Here is a 17,439-nt window from a genome sequence, read left to right on the forward strand (position 1 = left end):
TTACACCATTTTCCTCATCTTAGCACAATAGATGGGGCCACAGCCATGAGCCTTGTCCGGCAAAATGTGAACGCCAAGTTCCGTGCGGTCCGCACCCTCCGGCAAGTCCTCAATTCGAACAAATTCCATCATCTTGCGTTTCTTCAAGATTTTAGCGACCACGGCGTCGTTTTCAAGAGGCGAAAGCGCACAAGTCCCGTAAATCAGTTCGCCACCCGGTCTAAGCGCATCCACCGCCGAAGCAAGGAGCGAGCCCTGTTCCACCGACAAGCGCTTCACGCGCTTCACCGACCAAACTTCTAGATGCGAAGGCGAATTCAGCACATGCCGATCCGAAGAGCACGGCGCATCAAGCAAGATGCGGTCGTAGCATTCCTTCTTGTGCATGCCGAACTTCACGCCATCGTAGCCCGTGACGTTGATAATCGAGCGCCAGGACTCCGGCAAGGAATTTTCGAGCACATGCTGCAAGCGGAGACGCCTGTCCGGCGAACGGTCATTGCACTGGAGCGAGCCTTCGCCCTTGAGCATCGATGCAATCACAAGGGACTTGCCTCCCGGAGCTGCGCACATGTCAAGCACATCCATTCCCGGTTCTACCGCAAGAGCCTTAGCCGCAAACACCGAAGCTTCGTCCAAAAAGTACGGTTCCAAGGCATCGTCAAACTGTAGCTTCGTTGCACAGCCTTCGCCTTTCAGCGATTCCAGCAACGTGGGCCAACGCTCACCATAAACCTCTTCAAAGTAGTCGAAAAATTCCATAATAGTTTAATGACCTTAAAAATAAAAAACTCTCTGCTCAGGAGTAAGAGCAAAGAGTTTTTAGTTGAGCTACCAGGATTCGAACCTAGACAAACAGAGTCAGAATCTGTTGTGCTACCGTTACACCATAGCTCATCAGTGCGCACCAATTTTAGAAAATAATTTTCAACTTTGCAAGGGGTAATTGAAAAATTATTTCGAAGTTTCTAAAGTAGGCGGCTCAAAAGTCATCCACTGCTGGTCAAGCGTGTCGTTTTTGGGCAACTGCACATGCGTAATTCTAACGTAGTCATCAAATGCGACATCCGCTTCCTGAAGAGTCTTCACCACCTTCGGGTCGCCAGAGTAAAGAACGATGTCATGGCCACCTGCCGGGAGATCTGCGATACGCAACATATTGCAAGTCACTTCTCTCACAAAATGGCTCGTGCCCTTCAGGCCTACAACCACGCTATTCACCATGGACATGCAATTCGAAGTCTTTGTCGAATCCGTGTCATCAATAGCCAAGAGCACGCCACTCACCAGCACAGACGGCTTCACAAGCGAAGTATCACCGATATTGAGCGTATCCTTCAAGCCCTTGATTTCTGAAGCATGCACATAGCGGCTGACACCAGCCAAGGCCACAGCGCCATCTTCGCCAAGCAAGCGGTATTCCACACGAAGACTATCATACGGGACCTTTTCCGGAGCCGGCAACACCCAGCGTCCAGAATCATCCGTTACAGTCTGCATGACAAAACCGATGGAATCTCCCTCGACAAAGTCGAAGCCATACAAGTCCGTAATCATTTGGACCTGGACATTGGCACAAGCGCTGTCATGGCAATTCACAACGCCGGACAAATACGGCTTAGCCCTCTTCTTTTCTTCAAGCTTGATTAACGAATCGACTTCCATCGTCGGGCTCCAGATAAACGGTCCCTTAGAAATCGTATCGCCAGACTTTACTTCACCATCCATGCTCCATGTACGATAAATTAACGTATCGGCAACACCGGAATCAGCAAGTCGAGCCACAATCTGCGGATCGCCCGGGCAGAACCCAAGCCACCATTCACCTGCAGGGATAAGCATCGAGAACGAATCCCCAGCAAACACGCTCTGCGAGAACGGCGTACCCGGCATGTAGACCTTAAAGTGAGAGCCAACCGCCATCGAAGGTTCGACCATATCTTCGTAATAAAGCACACTGCTGAACACAGCGGCCTTCTCTAGCTTGATGCTATCCAGAACGCCTGCATTCTTTGTCGCACGCGGCTGGTACGAGATTTCCTTGTACTCGGCATCGACAACAGCAAGCTGGAATGTATCTGCAAACACGGAATCAAACGAGAACACACCCTGCGAGTCCGTCACAGTTTCGATATATTCAGATTCCGTAAGAGTATCGCCCACACCCGGTTCACGAGCAACGCGAACCAAGGCTGCAACAGCGGCCGAACCATCAGTGCGAGTCACAACACCGCCAAGCGCGATCGTGTTACCCGTATCCGTAACAGTCCCGGCAACACCGCCGTTTTCGCTTGTGCAAGCGAACATGCAAGCGCAAACTGCCATAAGCAGTCCTAAATACGATTTAGCAAACTTCATGTTCATCCTCCTCGACTTCCGTCTCTGGTGGAAGATTCATCTTTTCCTTACTCAGCGGGAAGAATTGGATGTTCAATTCGCAAACCATGGATTCGCCTTCGTCCGAACGAACAATATCCACGATTTCCTTGCGGAACAAGTCAATTTTGCTAATGATACGTTCCAAGCCCTGCGCCGACACACTCATCGTCATACAAGATACATTTCTGCGTTCCGTACTGTAGTGATCTAGCGCATCTTTACCCAAATCAATCATCTGCTTTTGGAACTGATGAACGAAAAGCGGGGCGATTTCACTGCCATTCGTAATTGCCTTGTTTACGGAATGGTAGAATCCATCTTCGCCGAGCTCTATAAGTCCCAAACTGAGAAGGAGCTGGATAGTCTGCTTTGCCTGCGGGAGTGAAATTTTCGGATTCAAGAAGAGCGCGAGTTCCTGAATGTTCTTGTCGTTAATCTTCAAGACGGCAAGAGCTTCGCGCGCCACGACGTAATACCACTTGCTGTAGTATTCCTGCTGGTTCTTGGTCAAGTTCTTGATAGTACGCGGCAAGAGCGCGGACATCTGGTCGAAGATCTGCTGCTTCGAAGACGCCGTCGTTGCATGCGTGAAGTCCACCATCAAGGTGAAGTAGCGGCCTTCCCTTTCGTTGAGCCCGAGAGCTTCTATAAACTTCGGGATCATCTGTTGGGTGAGCGACTTGCGGCCGCGAATTAAATCCAAGTAAAGACCGGACGAGGAATACCCAGCCTTCTTTGCAAAAGACCGGTACGAGAAATACCTCTGCACGGACTTACGGTACTCGTAGTAGTCCTGGAGGTACTTTCGATAATTGTAGTAGGCATAAACGTTCATCAAAAGGAAATCTAATTTTTTTTGAGATTTTTGGGAACACCTATTTTTGAAAACAACCCGTAAAAAAGCCCTATTCCATTCTAAAATCGACAAAAAAGAACACCTTGGGAACACTTTTTGTTTTTTAGGTGATACGCTTTCAAAAAAAATTGCTTAATTTAAAGGAACACCCAATCCCATCCCTCGGACTTCCGGTTGTACTCCACCGGAAGTCCTTTTGCGTTATAGGCCTACGGCCGTATAACGCCAAATGCTGGCCTCGGTCATGTCCATGCAAGCATGGCCGCGACTCTCGGCCTACGCATTTGTGTTTTTTGCCCACACCATCCTCTTTCGCATCTCTCGCCTTAGGCGTTTTTGTGTTATAAATCAGCGGCTCTCGGCTTACACATTTGTGTTTTGGGGCGGCTCGTCATGCTGAGCGCAGCGAAGCATCCAGTTATTTTTCAAGAACTAGACTTTACCGGATCCTTCCGCTTTCAGCGTCAGGATGACAAAGTCGAGGATGACGAGCATCAGGATGACAGCCAAACGCATACCGCCAACTAATTACTATCTTATCAGCTATGAAAATAAAAGAACTCGCCCTGGGAACACTGAGCCGAATTTTACGTTACGCGGGAATTCTTCTCCTTATATATATTAGCATGGTATTTTACCTTGCCTTAACCGAACGCCGTAACGCATTTCCCCGCGCCATCACGCACAACGAAGCGCGCGAAGCCATTGCAGATAAGGCAAGAGCCATCAACTGCACTCTCGATGACGGCACAAAGCTCGAAGGTTTCGTTGTCGGAAACGAACAGAATAACGTTATCCTCTACTACCCCGATGCCGATGAAGACGCAGCCCAGTTCCTCGCCGAACTCGACAGCCTCCCAGGCTACGCAGCAGCCACATTCAACTACCGCGGTAGCGGCGAAAACAAGGGAACACCGTCTCAAGAGACGTTCGAATCCGACGCCCAAATGATTTACGAATGCGCTTCACAGATAAACGGCAACGCCCCCAAAGTCGTTGCAGGTCGCGGGACAGGCGCCATTTTAGCGACAAAAATGGTCAAAAAGGAGAATATTATACTTTTGATTGATCCTGTCTGGAGTATCGCCGACGCCATTTCTGACAAATACCGTCTCCTTTACCCAAAATTCCTTGTTCGTGCAGACGTAAAGATCGAAAAAAAGGACATTTTCACCTCTAATAACATAGTAATCCTATCAGATAGGGCCCGATTCAGTGACAGAACTCACACTTTTGAGCAAGCTTTCGAAGGCGTTAATTTATCGAAGCGAGGCTCAAAATCCCTATCTGAAGCCATTTTTGACGTGATTACCCTCAAATAAAGAAAATTTTTTTTCATTTGTTGCAACATTTTACATTTTTATTATTATTTTTTATACAACAAATGTTATTGGTTACGAAAAAGCTATTTTTATCCTTTGTACATGCTTTTTCAGTGAAAATCTTTGACATTTGGACTTTAAATTTTTATTTTATCGTCAATCAAACAAAACAAACAAAAGAGGTGTAAATGGAAAACGTAATCGTTAAAATGGATGTTCGTGGCTTCATCAGATTCCCAGAAGAAGCTGTCAAGGCCCTCAAGCTCGACAAGCTTGCCACTCAGACCAAGACTGAAGATGGCCGTACCGTCGACGTAGGTCCTTATGTAGACGTCGAAGTCGACCCGGTTGGCAAGCGCGTGGCTATCACGCCGATTAAGACCCCGAAGTCCACTTCCTTCCGTTTTATCAACGGAATTATCGGCTCTAAGTCCAAGTTCCTCTATTTCAAGGGCGCATTCAACGCTATCGGTCTCCCGGTTGCAACTGGCGCATACACGCTCGTCAAGGAAGGCAACAAGTACGTCTTCACCGCAAAGGGCGCAAAGAAGAAGGGCGAATGGACAACTCTCGCATGCCGTAATGCCGTTGGCAACAAGACCATGCTTTCCATTGACACCCGTGGTACCATCATTTTTGACCACAACACCAAGAATGCTCTGAATACCAAGGAAAACAAGACAATGGTTGCAGAATACGATGCAGCCAAGAAGACCTTCAAGCTGACCTTCAGCAAGAACAAGGGCTTCATCAACGTCCGTACCATTGCAAGCCATGCTAATGCATCCTTCATGGGCACGCTTTCTTCTCACGGCATCGCTCTTCCGCTCAAGAGTTTCCGTACAGAAAGCCAGGTCGACAAGAACGTCCTCACGTTCAGCGTCGCAGCCCTCGTTGCACAGCAGAAGGCCGCTAAGAAGAAGTAATCTTCAGGAGTTCTAGAGGGAAGATAAAATGATTGAAGTGTTCAAAGTATTTTATCCGACTCATTACAACTTCGCAGCGCTAAGTATATTATTAGTTCTCCTTGTGATATACTTGCTGACGAAGAAGAACTTCAAGTGGACCCTCATCTTTCTGGCCTTGCTTATAGCATTCAATGTCGCGATTTACAAGCGAACTGTAGGCAAGACCTGGACAATCACCCTTGAGCCGGAAACATCATCCGATCCTTATTATACCCCGCAAGCTCAGAAACTGACCTTCTCGGTACATAAGAACTGGACGATCACCGATGAAAAGGGTGAAGTTCACCACTGGTGCTGGGTAGAACAATACTGGCAGGAATTTGCAAGTATCGACCTTGTCGCAAAGCTTTGGGGTGAAAACTCCAGCAAAAAGATGGTTCAATCCACCGAAGGCCGAGCAAGCGATTCCGCAGAATAGCTTCTACAAAACCACTTAAAGCGAAACCAATTTCAACCCACCATTTTCCATGCAGAGAATGGTGGGATTTTTTATAAACTCCCCGGGGGACGCCACAATACCATTCGGTACATTCCAAATACCCGAAAGATGGTGGTGACCATGAACGCAGTAGTCGCAGTGTTGCTTTTTGAGCATGCGATTGCCCCATTCGAGATATTCTTCGACTTTTATAGTGCGGCTTTCGCCGTATTTACGGCTGTTGCGCCCAACAAAGCGTGCAAGCCCCATTCCCCAATCCGGATGGATTTGCTTGAACAGAAAACGGTTCAAGGGCAGGTCCAAAATTTTGCGCATAAAGCGGTAACCGTAATCGGACTTGGGAACACCATCACCGTGGGTCAAGAACACGCGCTTTCCTTGAATTTCAAGAACCAGGGATTTGTGTACAGCTACGCCAAGATGCTTTGGGAAAAAATCTCCGTAGGCAAAATCATGGTTCCCTTGTAAGACATGGACTTCCACTCCGGATTCCACCAGTTCCGCAAAAGCCCGATACAAGTTGAAATGTGCCGACGCTATATAATAGTTGTATTCATACCAGAATTCAAAAAGGTCTCCAACCACGACAACGTGGCTTGCTCTCCCCTTCCACGAAGAAAGAAGTTGAATCAACTTTTGCTCCCTATCGGGGACCGCACCCGGCGGGTCGATTCCTAGATGGGCGTCACTAATAAAATAAGCGGGCAATTCCATAAGCACAATCTAAATAAAATCGAAGCCGTTCGTTTTTTTATATCTTTGAGACATGCGCTCCATCGTCAAATTTTCATGTTTAGCCGTCTCTTTGGCAGCAATCCTCTCCGGATGCTCCATGAAACTCACGCAAGGCGACCTGGAAGGAATCCCCCTGACCGATGAATCGTTCAGCTTTTTTGGAAACATTCCCTTTATTTACGGGAGCGACTCGCTAGAACTTTCGCAAGACTTGCTACGAGCCTACACTAAGGCTGCAAGCGAAACAGAATTTCCGCGCAACACATGCCGCGGGGACGCAACCATCAAGGCGACAGTTCAACAGAACGAACCAAATTCCGCCTGGAATATTGGAGTCCTCATTCCGCTGTGGCCTATCCTCCCCGTCAATGAATCCTGGACATATGAGCTTTCGGCACGCATCTTTTGCAATGGGGCACTCGTACGCCATGTGGAATTCATTGAGCAGCAAGACATTAACGCTATTTTATATGGGCGTCTCCGCACCGATCTCGTGAACAGGGCGTCCCGTGAAATGCACCGCAAGCTCGTACAGCGCTTGGCATTTGAGCTCAATTCCAACAGACTCACCGATTTAAATAGCGTGAGCGACTATTAAATTCGGAATGAGGAGTCTCTACACTCTCGTCTAAAATCTATTTTTACATCATGTCATACACTTTATACATCGTAGCGACTCCCATCGGGAACATGGAAGACATCACCTACCGCGCTGTGCGCATCCTTAAGGAAGTTCCCCTCGTCCTTGCCGAAGACACCCGCCATTCGAGAATTCTCTTTGACAATTACGGCATCACGACGCCCATGGAAGCCTACCATGACTTCAACAAAGAGAAGGTCACGCCCAAGTACGTCGACTTTTTGAAGAATACCGGCGACATCGCACTCGTAAGCGATGCAGGAACGCCCGGCGTTGCAGACCCGGCATTCAACCTCGTGCGAGAATGCGTCCGCGAAGGTATTGACGTGCGCGCCATCCCGGGACCGTGCGCGATGATTACCGCACTCGTCTCTTGCGGCATGCCGACCGACCACTTTACGTTCCAGTATTTCTCTCCCAAGAAAAGCGCCCAGCGCATCCACTTGCTCGAGAAGTTGAAGGACGAAGAAGCGACACAGATTTTCTACGCCAGCCCGCACAACATCGACAAGTTCGTCGAAGAAATCAAGCTTGTCTTTGGCGATATCAAAATTGCACTGATGCGTGAACTGACCAAGAAGTTCGAGGAACACCTCATCGGAACGCCGACAGAAATTTCCGCACACTTCAAGTCGCACCCGCCCAAAGGCGAATTCGTGCTCGTGTTCAATCCCCAAGACAAAAGCGGTCTTTAAGTTCTACCGACTAACGACTAATGACTATCGACCAGTTCCTAAACAAGCTTAAAGCACTTCCGCGAGCTTACAAGATTTACATCGCGGTACTCGTTGCCGTTGAATTTGTATTGTTCCTGTTGCGTCCGGATACGCCCGGGCTTTACACGCAGATTCCGCAGCTGTTGCCTATCGTTGCGGCACTCCCATTCTTGTTCATAAAGAACGCTCGCCGTCCATTTGCGCGGTTCATGAACACGTACGGCATTATCGTCTTTACGTTCCTTGCGTTGGATTACCTCACGCGCAGCCATGCCGGGCTTTTCCAGATTGTAACGACGTTCATCCCGATGATGCTTTACTGGTTTGCATTGTTCATCCGCTGGAACGTCAAGCTCTTTAAGCAAAAAGACGCGCGCATTGCAATCGCCTTGGCCACAATTTCCTGGGGATTTCTCGCATTTGCATTCCCGCCTTTGCCTCTTGGCCCTGCCACTCTCGTTTTGCTTGTGCCGTGGTTCATCATGCTCAACAAGTACAATCGCGAGACTGCCGTCTTTGCGACATTTTGGGCAAGCATGGTCTACAACACCGTCAATTACTATTGGATCCGCAATGTGATGAATGTCGAGACAGCGCCTTCAGGACTTATCTTCCTCGGGCTTATACTCCTCATCGCTTACTTGAGCTTGTTCAACGTCCTTGCCGCATTTGCTTACTCCACCGCCAAGAACTTAAAGATCAAAGGCAAGGCGTACTTGCTTATCCTCTTCCCCGTTTTCTTTGCATCCATCGAAATGTTCCGCACGCACGGTGATTTCGCATTTCCGTGGAACCATCTCGGTTACACGTTCGGCAATTACCTCGAACTGATCCAAGCACTTTCCATCATTGGCGTGTTCGGTTACACAATCCTGATTGTCACCTCGAACCAGGTTGTCGCTTACGCCTTTTTGCAGAAAGGCCGCAAGAAGCTCGCGCTCTTTGCCGTTCCGTTCGTGATTTTCATGGCTCTTTTGATTCACGGCTCTTGCGTGCTTTCATCACCGGAAGCAGCCCCGTACCACAACGCAAGCGCTCCTGAAAATCCATCCATCGCGATGGTGCAGCCAAGCATTGCCCAAGGCGCCAAGTGGAGCAAGGCCCGTTTCGATTCCATTGTCACAAAGACTTTCAACATGGCGCTCGATAGCGTTCAGCCAGGCACAAACTTGATTCTCCTCGCCGAGACCGCCATCCCGGACCACATCCGCAGACAGCCTTTAGTCCTGAGGCGTTTGCACCAGATGGCCGACATGAGAAACTCAAGCATTCTCACGGGAGCGCTCGACTACAAGCGCGTTTCGGACGACATGAACAACCCGCGCCGCTTTGAAATCTACAACGCCTCGTTCCTCTTTACCCCGGGCGATCCAAACTTTCCGCAGCGCTATATCAAAAAGCACCTCGTGCCTTTCAGCGAGCGCATTCCCTTCGATGACGTTTTCCCCATTCTCAATTACGTGGACCTTGGCGAAGGCGACTTTGTCCCCGGAAAGGAAACGCCCGTTTATGGACCTTACAACTGGACGCCATACATCTGCTACGACGCCATCTTCGGAGACCTCATTAGAGACGCCATCCGCGCAGGTTCCCGCCTGATGGTAAACATCACGAATGATGGCTGGTTCGGCCGCAGCACCGCCCCATTCCAGCACCTGAACATCGTGCGCCACTTGGCCGTCACCTACGGCTATCCGGTGGCACGCCTCGCCAACAGTGGCGTTTCGGCATTCATCGACCAGTACGGTCACTATGACCAGAACACCGGCATCTTCGAGATGCGCGTCATCCAAAGAAAAATGCCCCTCAAGACGAGGAGCACCTTCTATACATCTGTAGGCGAATTTGTCGAAACTGCATTGCTTTGGTTCTTTGCCATTTACCTAATTGCAATATTTGCTATTTCGAGATTGCATAAAGGAGATGCCCGATTAAATCGGGCATGACATTTTTCGCAACTCAAAGTAACAGCATCGGCGGCCAATGGCCGGCTTTGGGGCGTTCCTTGAATTCCGCATTGGGCAAGAATTCCTTAAGCTTCAACGTCCATTCCGGCTGGACAGTCGCATCCAGTCGCCCATAAAGCACCTGGATGTTCTCGCTGTTCGGGATTACAGATTCCACCTTGTGCGATGCCAGGTACATCAAGCCCTTGGCAAGCGAATCAGCATCATACTTCTTGGCTTCATCAAACCAGTCGTCCTGCCAGTCGCCAAAATCTTCCTCAAAAAGCTCCATGAAAGCCTTGAGTGCTGGCTCCGTGGTCGTTTCGAGCTGGTGCGCCATAAAGTGCAAATTCGGCACAGTCCAGTTACCGATTTCATCGCAAAAATCTGCATATGGAGAAAGCAAAATCCACTTTTGCCCCTTTTGCGGACCCGCCGTAGAACACATCAACGACAAGGCTCCAAGCCCCCAGGCGACTACCGTAGAAGCTTTCTTGAACTCCGGAATATCCTCCGGTTTCTCTAAAAACTCAGCCAGTTGGCTGTACTGCACATAATTATGGTTTGCCGAAGGAGCTACGTCCATCAGATCATCTTCCCAAATCCCGAGATTTGAGGCCCAATCAGGCAGCCAGATCCATTTTTCGCTCATATACAACCTCACTCATGTGAAGAGCCTACTAAAACACACTCCAAACTACATAATTGCTGATAAATTTTCCATTATCCGCAAAACTTTTTAACAAACGTAGTCTTATAGATATATATATCCAAATTTTGCTTTGATAGCAACTCTTAAAAAAAGTATTTTACAATTCGTAATATTTGTTTACTTCCGAACACAAAACATTGTATATTATCTGTATAAAAAAAATATGAAACCTATAAAGAGATAATTGTAATATGAGACACCTGATTCCTTCTCTCTGCTTAGCTCTTCTTCTGGCCGAAACAGCCTGTTCCGCACCACATGCCGTAAAACAGAATGATTCCGACAATCGTCAAAAGAACGCCGCTACCCGACAAAGAGCAGAAAGCGCCTATAACGAACTGGACGGATTCGCCTCTACCACAAATTCTGCAGTAAAATCGACCGCAGCTGCGCCTACGGCATTTAACGCAAGCGCTCCGGCAGCAGTAGCTCAAAAGACATCTGCCGCAACTGAAACTTACGCCAATGCAAGCGCCATCCAGGACATCGGGACCCCGATTATCATGGTCTCTCCCAACTTGACTCTCAAGGACGGAGTTCCAGACCTCTCTAGCGAAAGCCCGTACTCTCGCACAACAGCAGAAGCCATTAACGGCTACCTGACCAAGAAGAACTACGAGGTCAAGTCTGTCGATGGTCAGGCCGAGCTGAGCAGCATCCTCCAGATGCAAAGCGATATCGCCAATACGGAAGACGACTTGTCTTACCTTGCAAGCGTGGCTTTGGATGCCGACATCTATATTAAGTATACCCCAGAAGTGACGAATGACGAAGTCTCCGTCGAAGTTTCTGCCTACGAAACCTCGACCGCACGCCTCCTCGGTTCGCAGTCTGCAGTCGTCCGCAACAACGGCCATACTTCCAAAATCAACATCAATTCAAACATCGGCGCAGCCGTCCGCAAGGCTATGCCCGGACTTGAACAGAAGATTCTCGGATACTGGAAGATGGACCTCGCCAAGGGTACACAGTACAAGGTCGTCGTTAACATCAAGGGTGAATACTCCGACAGCCAGACCGAAGACCTCCACGACGCCATCATGAAGGGCCTCAAGAGCAACTTCAGTTCCGTGAAGGTAAACGTGATGACCGCCAAGACACTTGACTTCGTCATCTACGCCAATCCCTTGCAGTACAAGGATTCCCAAGAAGTCTACTCGAAGATCAGACAGGTATTCAAGCCTATCGCAGAGACCAAGAAGAATAACATCACTCGTAAGCTGATTTTGATGGAGCTGAACTAGTAATGAATATCAAAGCCCTTATCCTTTGTGCGTGTCTTGCTGTAATCCCGGCGATGGCAGGGAAAATCGTCACCTACACCGCCACCTCCACAGTATCGCAAGAAGATGCGAACAACACCGCCATGGCAGGCGTCGCAAAGCAGATCAAGTCCCAAGTTAGCGCCACCCAGACTCTGACCAAGTACGAAGACATCAACGATGGCAAAAGCGTCCTCGGTGAAACTTACAGGTCCAAGAGCAATGTCAAGAGCAACGTCGTCTTGAAAGGCGTCAAGGTGACTCCTGTAAAAGTGGATAAAGGCTTCAAGGCAACCGCAACTCTCGACATGGACGAGTTCACCGCAAGCCTCCAGTTCCGTCTGAAGACTTTAAAACAGGACATCGCTAAACTCGAGAAGTCCGCTAGAAAGGCTATCGACACTCGCGTTTATATCAATGCCGCAAACGACTTGGAAAAAGCCGAAGACAAGGTCAACGAATACAATTTCTATCTGCTCCAGCTTGCCGATATTTATCCGCTGGACGACAGCCATCGTTTGCAACATGGTCTCCCCGAAATCGAGAACATGCTCATCGAAAGACTTTCGAACATCACGATTACAACGACGACCGAACCGAACTTTGAACTGACCAAGGCCGAAATGCCGTCCTGGAATGTAATCGTCAAGGATTCGATTGGTCCTGTGCCAAGCTTCCCGCTTGTCGCTCGTCAAAGCAAGACTCTCTCAGAACGCCGTACGCAGAAAAATGGTATTGCCACGTTCAAGCTGCGCAACGTCAACTTCGACAAGGGCCCGTACGTGATTACCGTGGAGCCGAACTTCCCGCTTGAAGTTCTGAAAAAGGCTGGTTTGAGAAACGCCCTTGAAGTTCCGTACCGCGTGAAGCTTTCCCGTTGCGAAGTCAAGCTCAACTGCGACATGATCGCAAACGCTTGCAACGCTCTTGAAAACGCTCTTTCGAAGAAGTCCATCTTCGTCAGCCCAGACGAAGAATCGACGGCACCGGAACTTAGCGTAGAAATCGAAAACACCTTCAGAGGCAAACTCGGGTTTATCTCGTCCTTTGACTTTACCATTTCTATCAAGGGCGACAAGGTCAACTTTTTCACAACGGCAAAAGGTGTCGGCAAGAATGAAGTTGATGCAACCATCAGCGCTATCAAGAAGACGGACTTTAGCCCGCTCCAGAAGCAGCTGTTGCCGCTCTGCAAATAATTGATGGAATTCACGTGGTCACAAAACCAATAGATGCAATTTTAGACAATTTATAAATGTATCTTTGCAAAGCCGCTGGTTAGCGGCTTTTTTCTATGCAAAAAAGAATTTTATCGATACTGTTCATTCTGTTGCTCGCAATCCCGGTTGCGGCGGGTTTCAAGGTGAACAAGGCGGGACTCCCCAAGCGCCCGCAGAACAGTTACGTGTACGACGAAGACCGCTTGCTTTCAAAGCAAGAAGTGCAGTTCGTCAATGCGCTTTCTGAAGAGCTTTACAGAAAAGCAGGCTTTGGACTTGCGGTAGCGCTCATCCATGACATCGGCTTTGCGGACTTTAGAGATTACGCACTGAACATTGCCGAAAGCTGGGGCGTTGGCGACAAATCAAACGAAGGCGTCCTGATTTTTGCGGCGATGAAGCAGCACAAGCGTAGTGTCGAAGTCGGCTATGGCGCCGAGGGCTACTTGCCCGACGTGCTCGTGGAACGGCTCCAGCAAAAGACGATTGTCCCTGCATTCAGAGTTGAAAAGTATGGCCAGGGCGTGATGATGCTCGCCTGGGAAATTGCGCAAGTTGTCGCCAAGGAAAAAGGCATCACGCTTGAGGTCAATACCGACCAGCTCCCGCAAGAAGAAGAAAACAGCCCATTCGGACTCGCACTCATTATTTTCGTGATTCTGTTCCTACTTGTTTCGAAGAACGGCGGCGGGCGCGGAAACGGATGTCTCTGGTTCCTGCTCGGGAACGCCCTTAGCAATAGCAGCCGCGGGCATCACGGGCCACGAGGGGGATTCGGTGGAGGCTTTGGCGGTTTTGGCGGCGGAGGCGGCTTTGGTGGCGGTTTCGGCGGTGGATTTGGTGGAGGCCACTTTGGCGGTGGCGGCTCCGGCGGAGGATGGTAAACTATGAAGAAGATTTTAAGCGTTGCAGAATTTCAGAATTCGGAATGGCCGAAACTTTTTGAAGAAGCGCTCGGCGACAATCTCGTTTCGGCGTTCGTTCACGGAGATTGCCTTATGGAAGGGTTTTCCGCATTGGAATCTCCATGGACCGTCAGCTTCATCTTGAAGTCCAATTCCGCACAGGACCTGCTCCCGCTACAAAAGCTCACATCAAAAGCTAAGCATGAGAACATCGTGTTCAATCACGTGTTCAGCCGTTATGAAATCAAGACTTCGCAAGACGTGTTCCCGCTGGAATTTTTGCATATCAAGAGCCGAAATGTAACGATTTGTGGCGAGGCGCCGATTGCAGACTTTTACCCGAACCTCGCAGAACTGCGAATCGAATGCGAACGCGAACTGCGCGGACTTCTCGTGCATTTACGCCGAGCATTCCTTTACCTCAAGGAAGACCGCAATCCGCACGGGATTTACGTGCGTTCTGCAACGACACTCCTCCCCTTGCTTTACGGTGTCTATTACCTTTCAACAGGCAATTATCCCGAAAATCACGAACAAGTTTACGAAATGTTCCCGGGCGTGCGCATCCCCGAAATGTCAAAAGACAACGACGTGATTATATCAAACATCAACAAGTACATCGAAGCCGTGACTGCAATCGTCAATCAAGTCGATGCGATGAAAGTTTAATAATTGTAAGGCGGATCAATCGAACTTTCTCTTCCAAACAGGTTCGTCTGTAATAGACTGTCGAGCTTTCAAAGAATCATCAACATAAAGAGTTCGCAGTCTCTCTAGTACAGGAATTGTCGGCACAGACTTTCGTCTCTTTTCCTTCATTTTGTCATCATCGCGACGAACAGGGTTATCAAGGACGGATGTCTTAAATCCGTCTTTAAAAGTTTCTTCCTCAATCAGTTCACCGTTTTCATTCCATTTTTTCCATACACCTATGGGCTTGTCTAACTCATAGTATTCTTCAGCCTTTAAACGTCCATTTTCGAACCACGTTTTTCTAACGCCGTTGAGTTTTCCTTCGTTATAATGTTCCTCCTCGGCGATTTTCCCATTTTCATGCCATTTTTTCCGAACGCCTTCTAAATTGCCGTCTTTATAATAAAACATGGCTTTCAATTTTCCATTTTTATACCATCTCTTCCATACGCCATGGGCTTTATCTGATACATAATTATCTTCCCATTGCATTTTCCCATTTTCATACCACCATTTCCAAGTTCCATAACGTTTACCATCTTTATAAATGACCTTCGATTTCAGACGACCATTTATATACCATTCTGTCCAAGTTCCTTCGAACTTACCATTTTTATAGAATCGTTCATCTTTCAATTGTCCGTATTCGGACCACGCTTTCCAAGGGCCATCATATTCTCCTAACTTATACGAAATTATCTCTTTCAACTTGCCGTCATGAAACCATTTTTTACTAACACCATCTTTTTTACCCGATACATAAAAAGATTCTTCCGCCAATTGTCCGTTCCAATACCAAGATTTCCAAGGTCCTTCTCGTTTATCAGACTTGTACATTCCATCGAGTTCCAAAAAACCATTTTCATACCATGCTTTCCACGCCCCTTCTTTTCGGCCTAATCTATAACCATGCTCACAAAGCTTTTGCCCATTATAATGCCAAATTTTCAAGATGCCATCTATTTTCCCTGATTTATAAAACATTTCAGAATGCAATCGACCATTATCAAACCAACGTTTACTAGTTCCTTCTCGCACTCCGTTCTTATAATGTTCTTCTGATTCTATTTTTCCATTCGCATACCATTCTCTACTTACACTATCTCGAATAAAGTCATCATAGCAACCCGAAAGTCGATGACAATTCTGAATCCAGTAATTATACATTTTACCTTTATAAAATTCTTCTCTCGACAATTGTCCATTGCTATGCCACCATCTCCAAACGCTATCCCGCATACCTTCATGATAAAAGCCTTCAAAAGCAAGTTGTCCATTTTCGTGCCACGATTTCCACACACCATTCGGTTTGTCATTTTTATAAAAGCCCGTCTCTTTTACTTTTCCACCCCAATAATAAGAGATGTATTTGCCCTCTTTGACATTTTTACAATATGTTGTAATGGATTTAACCGTATTTTGATTGTAATATTCCTTGCGCTCTTCTTCGCCACAAGCGGCGAGAAGTAAAACGGAGGCCAAAAGCAGCGTGAATAAGACAACCTTTTTCAATTTCATAATCAGACTTATTTATTGCAAATTAAGAACAATCTAGTAATATACAACATACGAAAAAAAATGATTATAGACAACTGGTTAAATTATCGTAAATAAAGGAGATGCCCGGTCGAGGCCGGGCATGACAACATTGGTTTAACGAACTTATTCTGCGGTTTTGCGGTAGGCTTTGGGCGAGACTCCGACGAGGCGCTTGAAGAACTTTCCAAAGAACGAAACATCCGGGAAGTTCAGAATCTTAGAGACTTTCTGGATGTCTCTGGAAGACGAGCGCAACAGAACTTTTGCATCAAGCGCAATATGTTCGTCAATCCAACGCTTGGCATTCTTGCCAGTCTGCTCTTCGGCAACGGCAGAGAGGTACTTCGGCGTAATGCCGAGTTCATCGGCATAGAATTTCACGGAATGCTGTTCGCGATGTTTTTCGACGACGAGGTCAATAAACTGCGCAAATAGCACCTGGCCACGACTCTTGACGACATCCGTCGTGAGCGATTCATCGACAAAGCCGATGCATTCGTACAAAAGTCCAATCAGATGATTCTTGAGGACCTGCAAGCGGCAAGCATTCGTCTCTGTCGTTTCAAACTTTTTCTTCAAGAATTCAAAGCTTGCATTCAGTTGTTCAAACTTGCCCTTGTCGAGTTGCTGAAGCGGATTTTCACGGAACCTTAAAATCAATCGCGTATTGTCATCAAAGCGAATGATGAGTTCATCAATCATGTTCTTGGAGCAAGCAATGCACACCGGTTCAAAATCGGCAGAAGCCTTCTTGGCTCGCAACACCTGTTCTGGGAACACAACGAACAAGGCCCCCGCTTCGAGGTGGTAAGTCTTAAGGTCAAGTTCAACATCTACAGAACCGCGTTTCACCAAGAGGAGCACCGCCGCCTGGACTTTTACATAATTTTCAAGCCCGAATTCCTTGAGGCTGGTGATCATTGCAATCTTATCGGGCAACACGTTTGCTTGACGCAAAAAATTCAGCATCGAAAAATCCGCAGTGCGGATATTCGCATTCTTATGAAAAGGAAGGTCATTCATTATATAAACATCATAGCAAAAAGTAGAATGAATGTCAATGGATCCCCTCCCTAACGGTCGAGGATGACATTTCTAATAACTAGT

Annotated in this window: 17 protein-coding genes and 1 tRNA gene; 10 read left to right on the forward strand and 8 right to left on the reverse strand. The window is 47.8% G+C overall.

What is annotated here, in order from left to right; translation table 11 throughout:
* The 4 genes from B7982_RS09400 to B7982_RS09415 all read right to left on the reverse strand — a co-directional run bounded on the left by B7982_RS09400 (window position 1) and on the right by B7982_RS09415 (window position 3,214).
* Window positions 1-762 carry an RNA methyltransferase gene (locus tag B7982_RS09400; RefSeq protein WP_073423271.1) on the reverse strand — a complete coding sequence of 254 codons (762 nt, stop codon included), beginning with the start codon at window positions 760-762 and terminating at the stop codon, window positions 1-3.
* A 64-nt stretch (window positions 763-826) separates the two neighbouring features.
* Window positions 827-897 (reverse strand) — tRNA-Gln (locus B7982_RS09405).
* Between the two features lie 57 nt (window positions 898-954).
* On the reverse strand, window positions 955-2,358 hold the full coding sequence (locus tag B7982_RS09410) for a hypothetical protein (protein ID WP_088660513.1): 1,404 nt from the start codon (window positions 2,356-2,358) through the stop codon (window positions 955-957).
* Entirely contained in the window at window positions 2,345-3,214 is an 870-nt protein-coding gene (locus B7982_RS09415; protein ID WP_088660514.1) for a TIGR02147 family protein, read from the reverse strand. The genes B7982_RS09410 and B7982_RS09415 overlap by 14 nt, the downstream gene beginning before the upstream one ends.
* Before the next feature lie 566 nt (window positions 3,215-3,780).
* Between B7982_RS09415 and B7982_RS09420 the strand changes: the two genes are divergently transcribed.
* The 3 genes from B7982_RS09420 (at window position 3,781) to B7982_RS09430 (ending at window position 5,943) form a co-directional block, all read left to right on the forward strand.
* Window positions 3,781-4,557 (forward strand): alpha/beta hydrolase, encoded by a 777-nt coding sequence (locus B7982_RS09420; protein ID WP_088660515.1) that lies wholly within the window; start codon window positions 3,781-3,783, stop codon window positions 4,555-4,557.
* A 188-nt stretch (window positions 4,558-4,745) separates the two neighbouring features.
* The gene (locus B7982_RS09425) at window positions 4,746-5,483 is read left to right on the forward strand and encodes a hypothetical protein (RefSeq protein WP_088660516.1); all 738 of its coding nucleotides are present in this window, start codon (window positions 4,746-4,748) and stop codon (window positions 5,481-5,483) included.
* 103 nt (window positions 5,484-5,586) lie between these two features.
* Entirely contained in the window at window positions 5,587-5,943 is a 357-nt protein-coding gene (locus tag B7982_RS09430) for a hypothetical protein (RefSeq protein ID WP_233138472.1), read from the forward strand.
* Between the two features lie 15 nt (window positions 5,944-5,958).
* Here B7982_RS09430 and B7982_RS09435 read toward each other — a convergent pair whose 3' ends face one another.
* Window positions 5,959-6,678, reverse strand: a complete 720-nt coding sequence (locus B7982_RS09435) for a UDP-2,3-diacylglucosamine diphosphatase (protein ID WP_088660518.1) — start codon at window positions 6,676-6,678, stop codon at window positions 5,959-5,961.
* A 118-nt stretch (window positions 6,679-6,796) separates the two neighbouring features.
* Between B7982_RS09435 and B7982_RS09440 the strand changes: the two genes are divergently transcribed.
* Genes B7982_RS09440 through lnt form a run of 3 tightly spaced genes read left to right on the forward strand, consistent with a single transcriptional unit; the run spans window position 6,797 to window position 10,001 of the window.
* The gene (locus B7982_RS09440) at window positions 6,797-7,297 is read left to right on the forward strand and encodes a hypothetical protein (protein WP_233138473.1); all 501 of its coding nucleotides are present in this window, start codon (window positions 6,797-6,799) and stop codon (window positions 7,295-7,297) included.
* Window positions 7,298-7,347: 50 nt separating this feature from the next.
* Window positions 7,348-8,034 carry a 16S rRNA (cytidine(1402)-2'-O)-methyltransferase gene (gene rsmI / locus B7982_RS09445; protein ID WP_073423278.1) on the forward strand — a complete coding sequence of 229 codons (687 nt, stop codon included), beginning with the start codon at window positions 7,348-7,350 and terminating at the stop codon, window positions 8,032-8,034.
* A gap of 20 nt (window positions 8,035-8,054) precedes the next feature.
* Entirely contained in the window at window positions 8,055-10,001 is a 1,947-nt protein-coding gene (lnt, locus tag B7982_RS09450; protein WP_233138474.1) for an apolipoprotein N-acyltransferase, read from the forward strand.
* A gap of 13 nt (window positions 10,002-10,014) precedes the next feature.
* On the opposite strand, the gene B7982_RS09455 is transcribed toward lnt, so the two are convergent.
* Window positions 10,015-10,653: an alpha/beta fold hydrolase gene (locus B7982_RS09455; RefSeq protein WP_088660520.1), complete on the reverse strand. Its 639-nt coding sequence runs from the start codon at window positions 10,651-10,653 to the stop codon at window positions 10,015-10,017.
* Window positions 10,654-10,904: 251 nt separating this feature from the next.
* On the opposite strand from B7982_RS09455, the gene B7982_RS09460 reads away from it, so the two are divergent.
* The 4 genes from B7982_RS09460 (at window position 10,905) to B7982_RS09475 (ending at window position 14,769) form a co-directional block, all read left to right on the forward strand.
* Complete coding sequence (locus B7982_RS09460) at window positions 10,905-11,957, forward strand: hypothetical protein (RefSeq protein WP_088660521.1); 1,053 nt, start codon at window positions 10,905-10,907, stop codon at window positions 11,955-11,957.
* A 2-nt stretch (window positions 11,958-11,959) separates the two neighbouring features.
* On the forward strand, window positions 11,960-13,174 hold the full coding sequence (locus tag B7982_RS09465) for a hypothetical protein (protein WP_088660522.1): 1,215 nt from the start codon (window positions 11,960-11,962) through the stop codon (window positions 13,172-13,174).
* Window positions 13,175-13,269: 95 nt separating this feature from the next.
* Complete coding sequence (locus tag B7982_RS09470; protein ID WP_088660523.1) at window positions 13,270-14,079, forward strand: YgcG family protein; 810 nt, start codon at window positions 13,270-13,272, stop codon at window positions 14,077-14,079.
* Window positions 14,080-14,082: 3 nt separating this feature from the next.
* Complete coding sequence (locus B7982_RS09475; protein WP_088660524.1) at window positions 14,083-14,769, forward strand: hypothetical protein; 687 nt, start codon at window positions 14,083-14,085, stop codon at window positions 14,767-14,769.
* A 15-nt stretch (window positions 14,770-14,784) separates the two neighbouring features.
* Here the strand turns inward: B7982_RS09475 and B7982_RS09480 are convergent, their stop codons facing one another.
* Complete coding sequence (locus B7982_RS09480; protein WP_088660525.1) at window positions 14,785-16,311, reverse strand: toxin-antitoxin system YwqK family antitoxin; 1,527 nt, start codon at window positions 16,309-16,311, stop codon at window positions 14,785-14,787.
* 144 nt (window positions 16,312-16,455) lie between these two features.
* Window positions 16,456-17,289 (reverse strand): helix-turn-helix domain-containing protein, encoded by an 834-nt coding sequence (locus B7982_RS09485; protein ID WP_233138475.1) that lies wholly within the window; start codon window positions 17,287-17,289, stop codon window positions 16,456-16,458.
* Window positions 17,290-17,439: the final 150 nt, after the last annotated feature.

Source organism: Fibrobacter sp. UWB2 (assembly GCF_002210425.1).
GTDB classification, from domain to species: Bacteria; Fibrobacterota; Fibrobacteria; order Fibrobacterales; family Fibrobacteraceae; genus Fibrobacter; species Fibrobacter elongatus.